A 17,668-nucleotide genomic window follows, 5' to 3' on the forward strand; every position below is an offset into this window, starting at 1 on the left:
TCGGGATCCGGCAGTTGGGGACAGCTCGGCCGGCTCAGGCGACGCGCGTGCGCGAACCGCAGCCGCACAGGTAGCGGCGGGTCCGGGTGGCGATGGGCAGCGGCACGTCGAACGAGGACACGGGGTACATGTCCTGTTCCACGATGCCGAAGATCGGGCGGTTGAGGCCTTCGACCAGTTCGATGACCTCGGCCAGATCCGGGGCGCCGGCGGGCGGCTCGACCATCACACCGGCCAGGTTGGCTGCGGCCCAGGTGAGGTTCTCCTCCCGGACCGTCTTCATGATCTCCGGGCTGATCTGCTTGAGGTGCAGGTAGCCGATGCGTTCCGGGTACCGCCGGATGAGTTCCGCCGAGGATGCTCCTCCGTATTCGGCGTGGCCGGTGTCCAGGCACAGCGTGACCAGCTCCGGATCGGTTCCTTCCAGGAAGGTCTCGATCTCTTGCATGCTGCACACGTGCGAGTCCGCGTGGGAGTGGAACTGCTGCTTGAGTCCGTATTCGTCGCGCAGGACCTTGCCGAGTTCGTTGTGGCCCGCGAACAGCTCGTTGAGTTGATCCTTGTCCAGGGTGCCGTTCTCGACCGGCTCGCCCGTGACGTCGTCGCGCCACATCGCGGGGATGACCACGATGTGCTCACCGCCCATGGCTGCGGTCAGTTCCGCCACGCGACGCGCGGGCTCCCAAGCGGCTTTGGACTCGTCCTTGCCGCGGTGAAAGGCGGTGAAGACCGTGCCGGCGCTGACCTTGAGAGCGCGGGCGTTGAGTTCATCGGCCAACCGCGACGGATCCGGCGGGAGGTACCCGTACGGCCCGAGTTCGATCCACTTGTAACCGGCGGCCACCACCTCGTCCAGGAAACGTTCCCAGGGGGTCTGTTTGGGGTCGTCCGGGAACCAGACGCCCCAGGAATCGGGGGCGGTGCCGATGATGAACGTGTTCTCCGTGGTCGCTGCGGTGTTCTGCTCGGACCCTGGCGTGGTGGCCGTCATGACTTCGGCAACTCCTCGTGTCAACGTGCTGCGATGTCCGCGTGCTGCGGTGAGGCTGGTGACCGCAACCCGCTCCGGGCCTCCGCGATCTCATACTCTTCGATGTGATGCCCCCCACGGTCCCAGTATTTGTGTCCTAATGTCAAGACAAAGTTGGCCAGTATCCGCTGCACCTCGCGTCACCACCGGTCCTGGTACGACGACGGGGGCGCAGCCCAGTGGCTGCGCCCCCGTCACTACAGGGTGCCTTCGTCCCGATTCTCGGTGTTCAGCGCTCCGTGTTCAGCATTCGGCGGTCGCTCAGCTCTGCCCGAAGACGTCTTCGACGGGCTGGTCACCGTCGGTGTAGTTGATCGTGCGCCCCACCGAGTTGTCCGAGTGAACCGCGGCCACGATGGTGCGGGCGACGTTCCCGCGGGAGGTCTCGGCGCGCTCGGGCTCCTCCCCGGGCTCGTACACTGCGATCTTGCCGGTGGGTTCCTCGAGCGTGAGGGTCCCCGGGCCCAGAATCGTCCAGCGCAAGGAGGACTCCCGCAGGTGCGCGTCCGCTTCGGCCTTGGACTGCGCGTAGGCGAAGAAGGAGTTGTCCTCCGGTATCCCGTGATCGGGTCCCGCTCCGATGTAGGAGACCATGACGTAGCGCCCGACTCCGGCCTTCTCGGCCGCGTCCATGGTCCGGATCGCCGCATCGCGGTCGACCGCCCAGGTGCGCTCCGGGTCACCGCCGCCGGCGCCTGCCGACCAGACGACGACGTCGATCCCCTCGAAGGCGGTGGTCAGCTCTTCCGTCGAGGCATGCTGGACGTCTAGAACGACGGCGCGGGCGCCCGTGGCCTCCACATCTGCGGCATGCTCCGGGTTGCGGATCCATGAGCTCACTTCGTCCCCGGCCTCAATCAACAAGGGCGCGGCAAGCAGCGCAACCTTTCCGTGCCCACCAATCAGTGCAACATTCGTCATGGCGTTCCTCCTTGGTCCGATTCTGTGGCTCCCTGGGGTGGACAGCCCCGGGGCGGTTCACGAGTAACGCTTTCACCCTGAGACCCTTGCGGCCAGTAGTGTTCACGCACAGCTGGAATCAAGACGCCGGGCGTCACCAAGGGACTTGAAGTCGCAGGTCAGCCCCGGTCAGTCTATTCTTTGGCATTGAATTTGATCAGTCCCGTGGAGCAACATGCGTCCCCCTAAGCCGTACTCCTGTTCACATTCCGTGGACGTACCCGCCGCGCCGACCGAAGTCGGGGCGTTCATGGAGGACGCTGAAAAGTTTCTCGCCTTCTGGGCTTCCCCCGGCGGCCGCACTTCGTCGTCCACCCGATTGATGGCGCCCGGAACGGTGTTGGAGTACCCGCTCTCCCTGGGGCCGTTCACTCCGTCGTGGATCGCGGTGGTTTCCCACTTCAACCCGCTGGAACAGATCGTGCTCCGTTCAACCAACGGCCCCGTGGACGCCCGGACCACGGTGGCCTGGGCCCCCGGCCCGGCCGGTCACGAATCGTCCAGGATCACCCTCAACGTGGACGGACGACCGGCCCGCCGCTGGAGCAGGTTTCCTGGACTGCTCACCGTGGTCACACAGCGTTACCTGGTGGCCACCGGGACACGCCTTCTAGAGACCATGGAACGCACCACGGGTCGATGACCTCGGGCGGCCGGATGTGCCATGCCCCTATGGGTGGACCCGGCGGTACACTCGGCGCCGTGAGCGAAAACACGCAGAACGACGCACAGTTGGACGCCATCCGCACGGGCTACGCCTTCGAGGGCGCGACCTTGAATCTGGGAGCAGCCGTGTCAGATGGCACCGCCGTCGCCGATGTCCAGGTCGGCCTGCCTCTGGCGACGATGAACCGGCACGGATTGATCGCGGGAGCCACGGGTACGGGCAAGACCAAGACCCTTCAGATGATGGCCGAACAGCTCTCCGCCGCGGGTGTGCCCGTGTTCCTGGCGGACATGAAGGGCGACCTCTCGGGTCTGGCCACGGAAGGGCAGCCCAACGAGAAGTTGACCGAACGCACCCAGACGATCGGTCAGGACTGGCAGCCCAAGGCCGCACCGGTGGACTTCCTGACGTTGGGCGGCCAGGGCAAGGGCGCCCCCATCCGCACCACCGTGACGGACTTCGGTCCGATGCTGCTGGCAAAGGTCCTGGGCCTGAACGAGACTCAGGAATCCGCGCTGAGCCTGATCTTCCACTACGCCGACCAGGCTGGTTTGGCGCTTTTGGACCTCAAGGACTTGCGCGAGGTCATCATGTTCCTGACCTCCGACGAGGGCAAGGGCGAACTCAAGAACATCGGCGGGGTGTCACCACAGACCGCAGGAGTCATCCTCCGCGAACTCACGACCTTCGCCAACAACGGCGCGGAGGTGTTCTTCGGGGAACCGGAGTTCGACACCGCCGACCTCCTGCGCGTCGGCGACGACGGTCGCGGAGTCATCTCCAACCTTCAACTGCCCGGTGTGGCCTCCCGCCCCGAACTCTTCTCAACCTTCCTCATGTGGCTGCTCGCGGACTTGTTCCACGACCTCCCGGAAGTCGGGGACGTCGACAAGCCCAAGCTGGTGTTCTTCTTCGACGAAGCCCATTTGCTGTTCAAGGACGCATCCAAGGAGTTCCTGTCCTCGATCGAACAGACCGTTCGACTGATTCGTTCCAAGGGCGTCGGCGTCTTCTTCATCACCCAGACGCCCAAGGACGTGCCGGCTGAGGTCCTGGGGCAGTTGGGCAACCGTGTGCAGCACGCCCTGCGCGCCTTCACCCCGGACGACGCCAAGGCACTCAAGGCAACAGCCCGGACCTACCCGTCCTCCGAGTACGACCTGGAGCAGCTCCTGACGCAGCTCGGCACGGGTGAGGCCGTGGTGACGGTCCTCTCCGAATCCGGCGCCCCGACGCCCGTCGCCTGGACCCGGATGCGAGCCCCTGAAACCTTGATGGACATCGCCCCGGATGCGGTCTTCGACGCCGTGATCGCTGCATCACCGCTGACCGCCAAGTACAGCGAGCCGGTGGACCGCGAATCTGCCTACGAGGTCCTCAAGGAACGTCTGGAGAAGGGCGCCGAGCAGCAGGGCGAACAGGCCCCCTCGGAAGGTTCGGGATCCCCGGAGGCTGCCGAGAAGGAACCGGCGGCCAAGAAGGAGCGGGCCAAGAAGGAGTCCGGCGGGTTCTTCGACAACCCGGCCGTCAAGTCGATGATGCGCTCTGCCGGTTCGGCATTGGGACGCGAGATCACGCGATCACTGTTCGGCACCGCTCGTCGTCGTCGCTGACCGGACCGCCCCGGTTACCTTCGCGGGGCCCCTTCGAGGAACGCGACGAAGTCCCCGGTCGGCTCCAGCCGCACCCGTTCCTCCTGGGGGTCCCCCGCGTACAAGACGACGTCGATGTGCTGGACCTCGGGTGCCAGCACGACGGCGAACATGTCCCGCACTGCTGCAATACCCTCCGCGCCTTGTGACCAGTCCCAGAGATCCGCCGACAAGCGTGCGGCAGGGTACCCGGGCAGGGACACTTCCATTCTCGACCGCATGCCCTCCGGGCCCGGATCCGGCCTGATCATCAGGCCCTCCCCGTGACCATCCGCGGCCATCGCCGTGGCGCGCAGGAGTGCGATAAGTTCGGCCGACGCTTCGCCCAACAAGGATTCGACGGCGGCATTCCAGGTTTCTTTGGGGGTGAGCCACCGGGTGAATCGGTGCCTCCGATCCCGGATGTCGAACCACAGCGCATAGTTGCCGTGCTCCAGAGCGGAGTACCCGACAGCAAGGTCGTTGCCACCGACCTCCTGACCGGATTCGAGGGCTCCGAGTGAGGCCACCAGGCAATGCCGGAACACCTCTCGAACGCCCGCGAAGGATCGCTGGAGGTACTCGCTCGGAACCTCCACCGGACTCCCACCAGGACCGCGTGCATGGATGCGCGCTCGCCAAGCGCTCGTGCTCCCGACGTCTGGAAGCCCGCCGACCTGTGTCTCTGCGTCGGCCTCGCCACCGACTGGTACCACGTCGCCCACCCTGTCCCATCTCCACAGATCACCCGTGATTGATACGGGCCGGACAAGTACTGAGTAGGCAGCAGGCTACCTGCAAACGCAGTAGGCAGCAGGCTACCTGCAAACGCATGCAATCGACCTGGGACGGCGAGCAGAAAATGGTTGACGACACAAAAATTAAGAGAGAGCCGCCCGCCACTCAGGGGTCAAGTGGCAAGCGGCTCTCTTCTGTCCCCCTCCTGCAGCAAGGCTCTTGATGACGACGCACCACCACCGTCATCGTTGCCACAGGAAGCTCAGCAGATCCGAACCCTCCAGTCGGAGCTGCCGCCCTCTGTTCGAGGTAGTGACTACTTAACCGTGCCTGCCTGGCACGCGGCTGGAACAGGCTTGGCATTTGCCCCGAGAAGACCTCCACGTTTCCTGGACGCGGATTTCCGTGTAACCGCATCAAATTTCGCGGATTCCGCCCGGCACATCGCCCTACCGAGCCAAAACCTCGACCAATATTTGGCACGGAAGCGACCTGGGGCCCATCCCTCGTGTACCGTCGTGGGCAGTTGTCGTATGCAATCCCGCACTGGCGGGACCCCCCGCCGTTCGCGGCCGACTGTCCACCGGAACCAAACCGGGACCAAGTCGTGTGGTGCACGACGACGGCTATCGGTCGCCGAAGGTCGGCGCCCGTTACCGTTCCGGAAGGATCGACCAGCAATAATGCAGACCGGCACTGTCAAGTGGTTCAACGCCGACAAGGGCTTCGGCTTCATCAGCCCCGATGATTCTCAGCAGGACGTGTTCGCGCACTTCTCCGCGATCAACGGCAACGGCTACCGTTCCCTGGAAGAGAACCAGCGCGTCGAGTTCGAGGTTCAGGAAGGCCCCAAGGGTCTCCAGGCCGCGAACATCACCGTGATCGACTGATCATTCCAGACTTCCAATCGTGCCCGGCACCCCTGGTGTCGGGCACGATTGCATGTCCGGGCGTATTGCCGAGCGCGCGCGAACGCTCCCGGCCGCTGACGTGTGTCACGTCATGGCCGTATGTTTGGACCAACGGTTCCCGCGCGGTACCGAGAACACCATGCAGGACTCACTCAGCTCAGGAGACAGCCATGCCGCACAACGCAATTCCCGGCCATGACCAGCACGAGACCGACGTCGACACTGCGGACTCCACGGCAGGGCAGGCTCAGGCCCTGGGGAACGAGAACAAGATCGACAACGCGGGCAAGGACCGGCACACGGCTGCCCGGCGTGCAGCCGGCCAGGGCCATGCCTCGGCGGGCGACACCACGGGTGGGGTTCCCGTGCGCGGAAACACCTGGGCTCGTAAGCCCAAGACGGAATCCGAACACAGCCAGAAGAACAACCCGTGGTACGCGGACGACCGGATCGGCCTGGTGGCGGCCGCGCTGGTCATCGTGGGCGTTCTGGTCGTGGCACGCGTGGTCCACCGGAACGACTGACCGGGACGGAGGCCGGTGTGGTGCGATCTGCTGGGTCACACGACACCGGTCGGCTTTCCTGGCCCCGAGGCCGCCTCGCGCCCTGACAAAGCCCTTACAGCAGGGGTCTCAGCGGGGCCAAGGCGGCCTCGGCCACCCACGCCAGGGGGTGGCGCGCTTGCCACTCCTCGAGAGTGAGGCGATGGCAGTTCGAGCTGTCGACCTCGAAAACACGTTCCATGACCGCGGCCAGATCGTTGTCGATGATCTCCAGATTGACCTCGTAGTTGAAGGACAGGGAGAGGCGGTCGATGTTGGCCGTCCCGACCGTTGACCACATGCCGTCGATCGTGGCGGTCTTGGCGTGGATCATGGCGTCCTTGTAGAGCAACAGCGTGACGCCTGCTTTGAGCAGCGTCACGTAGAAGCCTCGGGAGCCCCAGTCGGCCAACACGTGGTTGGAGTCCATGGGCACCATGATCCGAACGTCGACCCCGCGTGCCTGCGCTCGGATCAGCGCGTCCAGAATCTGCTGGTCCGGGATGAAGTAGGGCGTGGAGATGTAGATGTGGTCGGTGGCCCGGTCGATCGCCTGCAGATACATGCCGCGGATGGGGTAGACCCGGGTCACGGGGAGGTTCGACCAGCACCGGACTCGCGAGTCCCACTCGGGAGGATCCAGACGTGGGATCTCATCGGCACGCCCGGCCACGGTGTTCCACACGGTCACGAAGGACTGCCGTAGGACCCAGGAGTCCGGCCCGTTGACCTTCAGGTGGGTATCCCGCCACTCCGTGGCATAGGTCGACCCCAGGTTGTAGCCGCCGATGTAACCCACCCGGTCGTCGACGATCAGCAGCTTGCGGTGAGTGAATCCCGAGGCCCGCAGCGGTGTGATGAGCAGCCTCGGCCGGAATACCGGGAAGCGGAAGTACTTGACGCGTTCGTCGAACCGGTAGAAATCATTGGGCACCACCAAGTTCCCGAAGCCGTCGTAGACCACGCGGACGTCCACGCCGCGTTGAGCGGCACGGTTGACGGCATCCATGAACCTCTGACCGTACGCGTCGCCCTTCCAGATGAAAGTCTCCAGGAACACGCTGTGCTCCGCGTTGTCGATCTGTTCGAGCATGTCGTCGTACAGATCGGCGCCGAAGGTGAACACGTCGACGTCGGAATTGGCCACGTCCGTGCCGTAGTGGCCGGGTTTGGGAAATCCGGAACGCACCTTGCGGTGCTTCTTGGTGAAGGCGTCGTAACCGACCAGGCCACCAATGGTGGCCGCCTGAACCCCAACCACGCCGACGGCGGCGCGTACCACCGCTTTACGAACGAAGGACCGAACCGGAGACAATTCCTCGGCAAGCATGTCTCAAGCGTACGGGACCGGGTAGGGGCCGGACCGGCGAGGTTTCTCCCACGTTCGGATCGCGACGACGACCCACGCGATGTTGACGCCCACGAAACCCAGAATTCCCAGGACCAGCACAATGCCAAAGGCACCGTAGCGCCCGACCGTGAAGAAGTCGGCCAGCATCATCAAGGACCCGATCCCGGCGAAGACGAACCCGAGGATCCGAGCCCAATTCTTCCCGAGCGTGAGCGGGAAGAGGACGAGGGCGTACAGCGCCAGGACGATTGCCGTGACGATGAGGATCCCGAGGTAAAAACCGGAGGTCTCGGCTGCTCCCGACAGCATTTCCCAACTCGTGTAGTACCGGTCCCGGTAGGCCGGTACCAGCTGACCGATGATGCCCAGGAAGCGGGTACCGAGGAACAGCACCGCGGACAGGATCACCAACAGGTAGAGCGGCTTGGTGAAGAGATCCTTCTTGCTGAAATTCCGGGGACGGGACGGACCGCCGTTGGGGTCGTACCACTGCGCGTACCGGTTCGGACCCTGCTGATTCGGTGGGTACTGGTTGGGCGCGTACTGGTTCTGTCCGTACTGGTTCTGTCCGTATTGGTTCTGGCTGTACTGGTTCTGGCTGTACTGACCCTGCCCGTACTGGTTTTGTGGGTACTGACCCTGCGGGTACTGGTTCTGTGAGTACTGACCAGGCCCGTACGGATTCTGGCTCTGACTCGGTGCCTGATTCGGTGCCTGCGGCGAGTACGGACCCGGCTGGTACGGGTTCTGATTCTGTACGGGCTGCCCCTGCGGCTGGGAGTACTGGCCACCGGCATAGGGTTGACGGCCGGGACCGTTCGAGGAGTTCGGGCCCTGTGGACCGGGGACGTACCGCGGCGCTGATGACGCACTCGACCCGTTCGGACCGCCCGGCTGCTGGCCAGGCCAGCCTGGCTCGGTGGACCCGTCATTCCGGCTCTCCGGGTTCTGCGGCGCCTGGTTCTGTGGCTCCTGGCCGTACGGGTTCTGGGGGCCTTGCGACACGGAGGGTCCTTTCGGGTGCGGAGGCGGCACGTCGCGGGCTCTTCACGGGCGTGGCGGCCGGTGCTGTCGACGGTACGACTAGTGCATCACACTCGACGCCGGAACCACGCCGTCACCGCCGGATTGAACCCGACCAGAAGCCAGGCCAGATTCACCACCAGGAACAATGCGGCGATCGTTACGGACATGGGTTGGTAGATGGTCCCCGTGGGAGAGGGATCTCCCCCCGGTACCAGAACCCAGACGTTCCAGAGGGCGAAGGCCGCGGCCAGCCCCAGCCCACCCCACCGGGCCCAGTCCGCGCGGTTCAGTATGCCGAGCAGCACGATCACGAAGGCGCTCGTGATCAGCAACCCCAGGACCACGTTGCCGAGCGTCGCCGTGACCAGTGACTTCCGCAGGGAATCGTTGTCCATCAACTCGGCGGGGACTCCCTGGCTGGCCAACCGATCCCTGACCGATTCCAGCATGGGGGTGCTCAGCAGGGCGGCAATGCTGACGACCGACCCCGACACGTGGAGCAAGAGGGACAGCACCGTCAGCTGTGTCAAGAACATCACCGACCGTGGCCGCTCACCCGGTTCGCGCTTGGAGCTGGGAACAGCATCGCCCGAATCGCGCTGCTCACGCGATTCGGGCGGTTGCTGGTGAGGATCGATCAATCGAGTCCGTCCTCAATTACGGCGGGCAAACCATGCGCCGACCTTGCCGTTGAAGGCAAGGACGAGCCAGTAGACGTTGACCAGCACGAACAAGACGTCCAACACCAACACGAGGATGCCGAGTCCGCCCGCCATCGGCGTACCGGAGAACAATGCGATGCCCACGAACAGGACGCCCAGGATCGCCAGGACGATCCCGAGGATCCGGGCCCATCCCCAGCGCTTCTTGATGCCGACCAGCACCAGGATGTAGAGCACAAGGGCCACTGCCATGAGGAGGACGGAAACCACCGTGGCGCTGATGGCGCCGGCCATGAGGGCGTCGTCAACGCTCAGGCCACCCAGGTCCTGGCCCTCGAGTTGCTGCTGCATGTCTTCCCGACCGGAGCCCGAGAAGATGTAGATGATCCCCAGCACCCCGGAGAGCAGGTAGATGGCCATGGACGCGAGCGTCATCTGACGCAGCCGATCAACCTGCGGGGGCTTGGACATCTCGAAGTTCTGGTTGGGGTCGTACCCGCTGGTGCCGTACTTGTTGCCGGGCTCCGGGTACTGAGGATTCTGCGGTGCGTTCGTCACGGTGATCTCCTCCTGTGGATGAATGACGAGTGTGGTCTCAGGACTGTGATGGGACTACAGGGGGCATCTCCAGTGTCCCCCGAGTAGGCCACCTGCGCGCTATTCGTAACGCAACGCTTCGATCGGATCCTTTCTGGCTGCACGCGCCGCGGGAAGGGTTCCGGCGATGAAGGCGATGAGCATGATCAGCAGGACGATGCCCACCAGCTGCAAGGGCGCGATCCCGTAGAGGCTCAGGCCCGCGACGTTGCTCAGGGCGCCGCCTTCCCCTGTCAGCAAGGCATTGGCCACCGTGCCGACGACGACGCCGACGCCCACGCCGATCACGGATCCCAACAGACCGATCAGAACGGCCTCACTCGAGAACAGGCCGAAAATCTTGCCAGGGGACATGCCCAAGGCCTTCATCAGGCCAATCTCACGGGTTCGTTCCTGCACGGACATCAACAGCGTGTTGACGATGCCGAAGGCCGCAGCCAACAGAGCGATCAACGCGAACCCATTGAGGATCCAGGTGACGGCGTTGATGATGCCGCGGATCGTGCCGATCTGGTCTTCGACCGTCATGCCCAGCATGCCGTCCTCGGTCAAGGACTTCTTGACCTCACTCTGCTTGCCCAGGTCCGGTACGTCGGCCACGGCCATGGCGTAGCCATCGGTCTGGGCGCCCTCGGGCAGGCCCTCCTGCTGGTAGTCGTACAACCGGTCGTTGAACGCCGAGGACGGTGTGGGTTGTGCGCCCTGGTTGGAGAGCATGATTTCGGTGACGCCGCTGATCGTGGCCTCGAACGTCTTCTCCTCACCGGTGACATTGGACACCGCGATCTTGACCTTTCCACCCACGGCGTCTTCCGGCTTGTCGTAACCCAGGGAGTCGGCCCACGTGGTGGGAATGGTGATCTCGTCCTTGTCGTGGCCGGGGGCTTCACCGGCGGCGTATTCATAGCTGTTCACGTCAGAGGGGTAGCCCAACTGGACCTGGAACTGGTCACCGTTCTCGCCCTCCAGATAGGACGGGGAGACCGCAACCACGGGTTCGACGGATTCGACGCCGTCGATGTTGCCGATCTGCTCGATGTCTTTCTCGCTCAAGAGGGACATGCCGAACTGGCCTTGCTTGTCAGCGCCCTTCTCCGGGTCGTAGGCCTGCGGTTCGTTCGCGTTGCCCGATTGCTGCGAGCTTGTCTTCTGGACGTAGAGCTGTTGCTGGTCACCGAAGCCTTGCACCAGGCGGTCGATGTAGCTGTTGATCCCCACCCCGAGACCCGAGGTCAGGGTCAGGGTGAAGGCGCCGATGAAGATGGCGATGACGGTCAGGAAGGTACGCGCCTTGGAGCGCATCGTGTTCCCGAGGGCGGTGGTGACGACGTCGACGGCCTTCATCGGTTGCCTTCCTTTCCGAGCTCGGATGCGCGGGACGCGGTGCTTCCGCCACCCGCCCAGGGTTCAGTGGCTTCCTGCCCGGAAGGTGCGGGCTCACCCGACGAGGCAGCCTCCGACCGGGCGGTGTTGCTCTGCTCGGGGGCCACGATCAGACCGTCCTTGAGGTAGATCTGTCGGTCGCACTTGGCCGCCAGGTCGTCGTCGTGGGTCACGATGACCAACGTGATGCCACGATCGCGCTGCAGGCCGAAGAGGATGTTCTCGACGACCTCGGAGGTCTTGGAGTCCAGGTTGCCCGTCGGTTCGTCCGCGAAGATCACCGACGGGTTGGTCACCAGGGCGCGGGCAATACACGCGCGCTGTTTCTGACCACCGGAAAGATCAGTCGCCTTGTTCTTGGCCTTGTCGGCCATTTCCAACAGTTCCAGGGCCTCCAATCCACGACGATTGCGCTCACGCTTGGAGAGACCGGCGATCTTGAGCGGGAGCACCACGTTTTCCAACACTGTCTGGTTCGGGTTCAGGAAGAACTGCTGGAAAACGAAACCGAAACTTTCGTTGCGCAGCTTGTGTATTTCCTTGTTCTTGAGCTCGGAGACCGGGCGCCCGTTGAGGGCGACCACTCCCTGGCTGGGGCGATCCAGCAGCGCCATGAGGTGCATGAGCGTGGACTTGCCAGAACCCGACTTCCCGATCACCGCAACGGACTCGCCGCGTTTGATGTCAAGGGTCAGCCCCTTCAATGCATCGAATCTGTTGGCTCCGCGTCCGTAGACTTTGACCAGATTTTCGGTCTCGAGGACCGCCGGTTCCATCGTCTTTTCCTCCTGCGTCATGGGTCAGGCCCTTTCTGAGCCTCTGTCCCCATGTTGTCCGATCACGGTGGGCAGGACATCCACCGAGAGAATGAATCGCCGAACTTCACCGGATGTTTCCTCGGTTTCGCCCCGGACCTTGCTCAGACTTATGGACGATGCCGACACCCGATGGGCGCACCGTCACCGCTCGGGAAGGCAGGGCTCCTAGGCTGATCACGTGTCACAGCACCCAGCAGCGCCGCCTCCCTTCACGGTGGCGGTGTATGCGGGCTGGCCCTCCGAGGCGGCCGCCCGCGCGGCCCAGGACCGCACGGTGCGAGCGATCGGCGACCACGGGACCGTCGTCGTTGATCGCAGGACAGTTGATCGCACGGCAACGGACGATGACCCTGGCCGCGGTGCAACCGCCAGAGAACTCAGGGCGGAGTTGGACAGTGCCCGGCGCGCGGGTGCCGACGGTCTTGTCGACCACGTCCTTTATGTTCCGGGGCCGCGGGACCCCGTCCCCGGGCAGTGGCTGCCACATCTGGCTCGCGTCACGCCTCAGGGCCGCTTCCAGGTTGACCTCGTGGAGCTCGCCACCACGCTCGGTCGGTCCCGCAACGGAGTCTTCCGTGAGCTCAGCTCCACCAACCCTGCCGCTCTTGCCGAACTCCTTCGCTCGACGCGGGTCCTACTGGTGGAAGGTGTCACCGACCGCGCGGTACTGGAAGTTCTCGTCGGCCGATGGGGCATCGGCGACCTCACCGTCGTCCCCGCGGGCAGCAAGGTCCGTTTGGCAGGCATGGCCGCACTGGCCCGGCAGTTGGGGATCCCCACGTACGTGGTCTTCGACGGCGACGGCGGCACCCCGCCCACCGCCACCTCGAAGGCCCATCGGATGCAACGTTCCCGACAACAGCAGACCGAGGCCCTACTCCGTACCCTCGCCGTCTTCACTCCCGCCGTCGACTGGAAGTTCGGGGACCCCACGGTCGTCGGACCGTACTGGTGCGCGTGGGGAACGACGCTGGAGGCGGAGCTCTCCGCCTGGGGCGGCTTCATCTCTGCTGCGTGGCGCCGTGTGGCGGAATCTCCTGGCACGGGACCTCTGCCCGAGGACCCACTCCCCAAGAACGGAGCATTCCTGCGCGACGCCACGCGCCGTGCTGATCTGGAGGACCTTCCGAACTCCTTCCGTCGTCTGCTGCACCGTCTGGTGGACTTCCCCCCGGGCACAGTGATTCCACGTCTACGCATCGAGTCGTCCGCTTTTGAAGGGTCATGACTGCTCGAGCCGGGATCCAAGGCCGTTCTCGCAGACCATAGGCCCTAACCTCATGGTCATGACTGATCTCCCCCACGTCGATCTCGCGCCGGACCGTGCGCCCGATCTCGCCGTCGGCCACGCTGCCGATCTCCCGAACGTCCTCCCCCACGTCGTCGTCGACGTCTTTGCCGACGGGCCGTTCAGGGGAAGCCCCATCGCCGTCGTGCTGGATGCCGACTCCCTCGAGACCGAGGAGATGACGGCGATCGCCGCGTGGTCAGACTTCACCGAAGTCGCCTTCGTGCTCTCCCCCCAGGATCCGGAGTCCGACTACCGAATCCGCGTGTTCAGCCCGTCCACGGAAGTCCGCTTCGCCGGGCTGTCCACCTTGGCCGCGTGCCGGGCCTGGCTGGACCATGGCCACCAACCGAAAGTCCCCACCCAGGTTTTGCAGGAGTGTGGGGCCGGAACCGTACAGATCTCCGTGGCCGCGGAGGACCACCTGCAGTTCACCGCTCCGCCCATCTACGACCGCGGCGGCCCTGACCACCTGACCGTGGAAATCGCCCGCGAGGTCCTCGGGCTGGACGCCGATCAGATCAAGGCCACCACATGGCTGGACAACGGGCCCGGCTTTCTGGGCCTCCTGGTCTCCGATGCCGACACCGTCATCGCCATGGACCCGAACATCCCCGAGCTCGGCCAGCTGTGTGTGGGGGTCATGGGTGCCTACCCGGAGGGTGGTCCTGCCGACTTCGAGATGCGCTCCTTCGCTCCTTCCATGGGCGTCGCGGAATACCCCGCCGCAGCTGCCCTCAGCGCAAGCTTTGCCACGTGGCTGGTACCCAACGACATCGCACCCGCCTCCTACACCGTCTCCCAGGGAACGGTGCTCGGCCGGTCGGCCAAGGTCCACGTCCAGATGCATGGGGACGAGGTCTGGGTGGGCGGCCCGGTGACCACCAGGGTTCGCGGGGAACTCACGCTCAGCGCCTGAGCGAACCGGGCCCGGACTTTGGCCCTGGCTGCACAGCAAGACAAATGCGAACGCCGCGCTCCATCCAGGAGCGCGGCGTTCTGCGTGTCAGAAGAGGCGTCAGAACCGTGGCCGTCAGGACTTCGACGCGGTCCGGGACGCGGCCTCGGACTTCGCCTGCGGTTTGGCCTCCACCTTGGGGATGTTGGAGGTGCGCAGCGGGGTCTCCGGCACGAAGAACATCAGGATCGCACCGATGACCACCAACGGCACCAACCACAGGTAGATCGGAACCAGGGCGTCGTTGTAGGCCCCCAGGACCACCGTTCGGATCTGCTCCGGCAGATCACCCACGACGGCGGGCGTGAGGCTCGCGGACATGTCCGAGTTTCCGGCTCCGGCCATCGCCTGCGGTGGCATGCGCTCCGTCAGCAGGTCCACCAACCGGGTGGCGAACACTCCACCGACCACGGCCGAGCCCAACGTGGCACCGACCTGGCGGAAGAAGTTGTTGCCGGCCGTGGCCGTTCCCACCATGGACGTGGGGAACACGTTCTGGACGGCCAGCACCAGGATCTGCATGCTCAGGCCGAGGCCCACCCCGAGGACGCCCAAGGAGGTGCACACGAACCAGAGTGGCGTTGAGACCTTGAGCAGGGAGAGCATGACCATGGCCACGGCGATCAGCGTCATGCCCACGATGGGGTACTTCTTGTACTTCCCGGACTTGGTCACGGCCTGACCAGAAACTGTCGAGGTGATCAGCATGGCACCCATCATGGGGATCATGAGCAAGCCGGAGGCCGTTGCACTGGCGCCGTGCACCATCTGGAGGTAGGTGGGCATGTAGCCCAGGGCACCGAACATGGCGACGCCGACGAACAACCCGGCGACGGTGCTCAGGACGAAGGTCCGGTTGGCGAACAAGGCCGGCGGGAGAACGGGTTCCTCCACCTTGCGCTCGACCACCACGAAGATGGCGACCAGTACGACGGCGGCGCCGATCAGGCCCAGGATCCGAGGTGAATCCCAGGCGTACTGGTGACCACCCCAGGTGGCGACCAGAATCACGGCCACCGTGGCCGCGGCCAACAGCATCATGCCGAGCACGTCGATCTTGACGGGCCCCCGATGGCGCGGGAGTTTCAGGAAGCCAGCAACACCGGCGAAGGCGAGCAAACCGAGCGGAAGGCTCATCCAGAAAGCCCAGCGCCATCCCGGTCCTTCCGTGATCCATCCACCGAGCAAGGGCCCCGCGACGGAGGCCAGCGCGAAGACGCCACCCATGATGCCCATGTACCGGCCACGCTGACGCGGGGGCACCACGTCGGCGATCACCGTCTGCGACAGGATCATCAGGCCACCACCGCCGATGCCTTGAATCACGCGGGCCACGATGAGCCAGGTGATGTCAGGTGCCAGAGCACCCACCACGGAACCGGCCACGAACACGACGATCGCGCCCAGGAGCAGGTTCTTTCGGCCCAAGAGGTCTCCGAGCTTGCCGTAAACGGGCATCATGACGGTCGAGGCCAGGATGTAACCCGTGATGACCCACTGCATCTGGTGCACACCATCGAGTTCACCCACGATGGTGGGCAGAGCCGTGGACAGCACCGTCTGGTTCAGCGCGGCCAACAGCATGGCCAGCATCAGACCCGCAAAGATCGGCAGCAGTCGCTGCTGAGGCTTCTCGGAGTCCCGCGGACGGGCAGCCGAGGGAGTGACGATCTCCGTTTCGTGGGTCCAGGGTGATGCCCCGGAGGCCGAAGTCGCCGAACCCACCAGGGTGTGGGCACCGGTCTCCGGCTGAGGCTCTCGGACCGGAGAGGTTGAAGAGTTCACGCAAAGTCCGTTCTGTTCAAGTGTTTGTAAAGGGCGACGGCGCGTTCGACGTCGTCTTCCGTAGGTTCTGTGCCCGGTTCCCGGTGAGGATCCGTCCAGACGTAACGCAAGATGGCGCTGGCGATCATGACCAGCAGTCGGACACGTTCAGCGATCGGGTGTTCCGCGTCCTCGACCAAGGTCCCGCCTCTGGCCCGGTCCGCCACACGGTCCAGCAAAGCGACGCGAACCTTGTCCTCGGCTACAGCGAGGTTGTGTTTGTGCAGACCGACCAGTTCACGGTGTTCCCGCAGGACGCTCAGACGCAGGCTGCGGTCCTTGGCCGGCACCGATGACCGCAGCGTCCGGTTCAGGACGTCGACCACCTGGGCCAACAGGTCCGGGCCCGCAGTCAGTTCCGCCAGCGCACCCTCGTCGATCACCGGTTCACGCAGCCCCAGGACGGCATGATCCTTGGTGGGGAAGTAGTTGAAGAACGTCCGCGGCGAGATACCGACCGCTGCGGCAATCTGCTCCACGGTGACCGCGCCCAGGCCACGTGCCAGCACGGCACGGGCGGCGGCGTGGTGGATCGCCTCCCAGGTCTGGGCCTTCTTGCGCTCCCGCAATGTCATTTCTTGCACTCGTGCAATTTTTGCAGGGCCAGATTTTTTGCACAACTGCAATTAGGATGATTCGTGACACATCCCGCACAGGCGCAGCTGCGGACACCTGCGACCGGGCACCGGGCCTAATCTGGTGCCATGCGCATCGCGACCATCGGGACCAGCTCCATCGGCTCCACGTTCGCCCGGGCCATCGGGGCGGTGGACGGTGTGGAACACGTGGCGGTCATGTCACGAGACCGCTCCCGCGGGGAAGCGTTTGCGGCTGAGACGAACCGTTTGACGGGAGACCGGGCGCGGGTGGTCACCTCGCTCGAAGAGCTGGCCAACGCGAGCGACGTCGACGCGGTGTACATCGCCAGCCCGAACGCCTTGCACTTCCCGCAGGCCAACACCCTTCTCCGAGCGGGCAAGCACGTCCTGCTGGAGAAGTCCGCAGCATGTGACCGGCGGCAGTTCCAAGAACTGGTGGACACCGCCGAGTCCACGGGGGTGGTCGTCCTGGAGGCCATGCGCTCGGTCCACGATCCGGGGTTCGCCCGAATCCGGGAGCTCCTGCCGCAGCTCGGCCCGTTGCGTCGCGCCGAGCTAGCCGAGGTTCTGTAAACGCACCTACCTCTCGATGAGAGCTAGGAAGGCGGTGGCTGAGATGAGCCACGATCAGCAGGAACGAACCGCAGGCAATGAGCCGAACGACCAGGCGACGGCGCAGGCGT

Annotated in this window: 18 protein-coding genes; 7 read left to right on the forward strand and 11 right to left on the reverse strand. The window is 64.7% G+C overall.

The annotated features are described in order from the left end of the window. Positions 1 to 34 precede the first annotated feature (34 nt). Both EDL96_RS01465 and EDL96_RS01470 read right to left on the reverse strand, forming a co-directional pair. Positions 35 to 991, reverse strand: coding sequence for a sugar phosphate isomerase/epimerase family protein (locus tag EDL96_RS01465; protein WP_123823660.1), 957 nt, complete (start codon positions 989 to 991; stop codon positions 35 to 37). A 300-nt stretch (positions 992 to 1,291) separates the two neighbouring features. Beyond that, on the reverse strand, positions 1,292 to 1,951 hold the full coding sequence (locus EDL96_RS01470) for an SDR family oxidoreductase (protein ID WP_123823661.1): 660 nt from the start codon (positions 1,949 to 1,951) through the stop codon (positions 1,292 to 1,294). Positions 1,952 to 2,165: 214 nt separating this feature from the next. Here EDL96_RS01470 and EDL96_RS01475 point away from each other — a divergent pair, with 214 nt between their 5' ends. Further along, entirely contained in the window at positions 2,166 to 2,633 is a 468-nt protein-coding gene (locus tag EDL96_RS01475; protein ID WP_123823662.1) for an SRPBCC family protein, read from the forward strand. Between the two features lie 29 nt (positions 2,634 to 2,662). Beyond that, complete coding sequence (locus EDL96_RS01480) at positions 2,663 to 4,270, forward strand: helicase HerA-like domain-containing protein (RefSeq protein ID WP_123823663.1); 1,608 nt, start codon at positions 2,663 to 2,665, stop codon at positions 4,268 to 4,270. Positions 4,271 to 4,284: 14 nt separating this feature from the next. On the opposite strand, the gene EDL96_RS01485 is transcribed toward EDL96_RS01480, so the two are convergent. After that, positions 4,285 to 4,887, reverse strand: coding sequence for a hypothetical protein (locus tag EDL96_RS01485; RefSeq protein WP_123823664.1), 603 nt, complete (start codon positions 4,885 to 4,887; stop codon positions 4,285 to 4,287). Positions 4,888 to 5,709: 822 nt separating this feature from the next. Between EDL96_RS01485 and EDL96_RS01490 the strand changes: the two genes are divergently transcribed. Further along, positions 5,710 to 5,916, forward strand: a complete 207-nt coding sequence (locus EDL96_RS01490) for a cold-shock protein (protein ID WP_047691429.1) — start codon at positions 5,710 to 5,712, stop codon at positions 5,914 to 5,916. Positions 5,917 to 6,107: 191 nt separating this feature from the next. Continuing rightward, complete coding sequence (locus EDL96_RS01495; protein WP_123823665.1) at positions 6,108 to 6,461, forward strand: hypothetical protein; 354 nt, start codon at positions 6,108 to 6,110, stop codon at positions 6,459 to 6,461. Between the two features lie 94 nt (positions 6,462 to 6,555). On the opposite strand, the gene EDL96_RS01500 is transcribed toward EDL96_RS01495, so the two are convergent. From EDL96_RS01500 to EDL96_RS01525, 6 genes are all read right to left on the reverse strand, one after another. Next, a complete protein-coding gene (locus EDL96_RS01500; RefSeq protein WP_166835095.1) occupies positions 6,556 to 7,809 on the reverse strand; it encodes a phospholipase D-like domain-containing protein in 1,254 nt (417 codons plus the stop codon). 3 nt (positions 7,810 to 7,812) lie between these two features. Continuing rightward, the gene (locus tag EDL96_RS13865) at positions 7,813 to 8,835 is read right to left on the reverse strand and encodes an AI-2E family transporter (RefSeq protein WP_123823666.1); all 1,023 of its coding nucleotides are present in this window, start codon (positions 8,833 to 8,835) and stop codon (positions 7,813 to 7,815) included. An 86-nt stretch (positions 8,836 to 8,921) separates the two neighbouring features. Then, positions 8,922 to 9,392: a hypothetical protein gene (locus EDL96_RS01510; RefSeq protein ID WP_123823667.1), complete on the reverse strand. Its 471-nt coding sequence runs from the start codon at positions 9,390 to 9,392 to the stop codon at positions 8,922 to 8,924. A gap of 117 nt (positions 9,393 to 9,509) precedes the next feature. Then, a complete protein-coding gene (locus tag EDL96_RS01515; protein WP_123823668.1) occupies positions 9,510 to 10,076 on the reverse strand; it encodes a hypothetical protein in 567 nt (188 codons plus the stop codon). 99 nt (positions 10,077 to 10,175) lie between these two features. Further along, positions 10,176 to 11,459: an ABC transporter permease gene (locus EDL96_RS01520; RefSeq protein WP_123823669.1), complete on the reverse strand. Its 1,284-nt coding sequence runs from the start codon at positions 11,457 to 11,459 to the stop codon at positions 10,176 to 10,178. After that, positions 11,456 to 12,295 (reverse strand): ABC transporter ATP-binding protein, encoded by an 840-nt coding sequence (locus EDL96_RS01525; RefSeq protein ID WP_233568591.1) that lies wholly within the window; start codon positions 12,293 to 12,295, stop codon positions 11,456 to 11,458. Before EDL96_RS01525 ends, EDL96_RS01520 begins: the two co-directional genes overlap by 4 nt. A 199-nt stretch (positions 12,296 to 12,494) precedes the next feature. On the opposite strand from EDL96_RS01525, the gene EDL96_RS01530 reads away from it, so the two are divergent. Beyond that, complete coding sequence (locus EDL96_RS01530; RefSeq protein WP_123823670.1) at positions 12,495 to 13,544, forward strand: TOPRIM nucleotidyl transferase/hydrolase domain-containing protein; 1,050 nt, start codon at positions 12,495 to 12,497, stop codon at positions 13,542 to 13,544. Positions 13,545 to 13,602: 58 nt separating this feature from the next. Further along, the gene (locus tag EDL96_RS01535) at positions 13,603 to 14,523 is read left to right on the forward strand and encodes a PhzF family phenazine biosynthesis protein (RefSeq protein WP_158609458.1); all 921 of its coding nucleotides are present in this window, start codon (positions 13,603 to 13,605) and stop codon (positions 14,521 to 14,523) included. Between the two features lie 114 nt (positions 14,524 to 14,637). Here the strand turns inward: EDL96_RS01535 and EDL96_RS01540 are convergent, their stop codons facing one another. Next, the gene (locus tag EDL96_RS01540) at positions 14,638 to 16,347 is read right to left on the reverse strand and encodes an MDR family MFS transporter (protein ID WP_123823672.1); all 1,710 of its coding nucleotides are present in this window, start codon (positions 16,345 to 16,347) and stop codon (positions 14,638 to 14,640) included. Beyond that, positions 16,344 to 16,961, reverse strand: a complete 618-nt coding sequence (locus EDL96_RS13525; RefSeq protein ID WP_233568603.1) for a TetR/AcrR family transcriptional regulator — start codon at positions 16,959 to 16,961, stop codon at positions 16,344 to 16,346. Before EDL96_RS13525 ends, EDL96_RS01540 begins: the two co-directional genes overlap by 4 nt. A gap of 129 nt (positions 16,962 to 17,090) precedes the next feature. Between EDL96_RS13525 and EDL96_RS01550 the strand changes: the two genes are divergently transcribed. After that, positions 17,091 to 17,558: a Gfo/Idh/MocA family protein gene (locus EDL96_RS01550; protein WP_123823673.1), complete on the forward strand. Its 468-nt coding sequence runs from the start codon at positions 17,091 to 17,093 to the stop codon at positions 17,556 to 17,558. Positions 17,559 to 17,668: the final 110 nt, after the last annotated feature.

The sequence above is a fragment of the Kocuria soli genome (genome assembly GCF_003797835.1).
Classification (GTDB): domain Bacteria; phylum Actinomycetota; class Actinomycetes; order Actinomycetales; family Micrococcaceae; genus Kocuria; species Kocuria soli.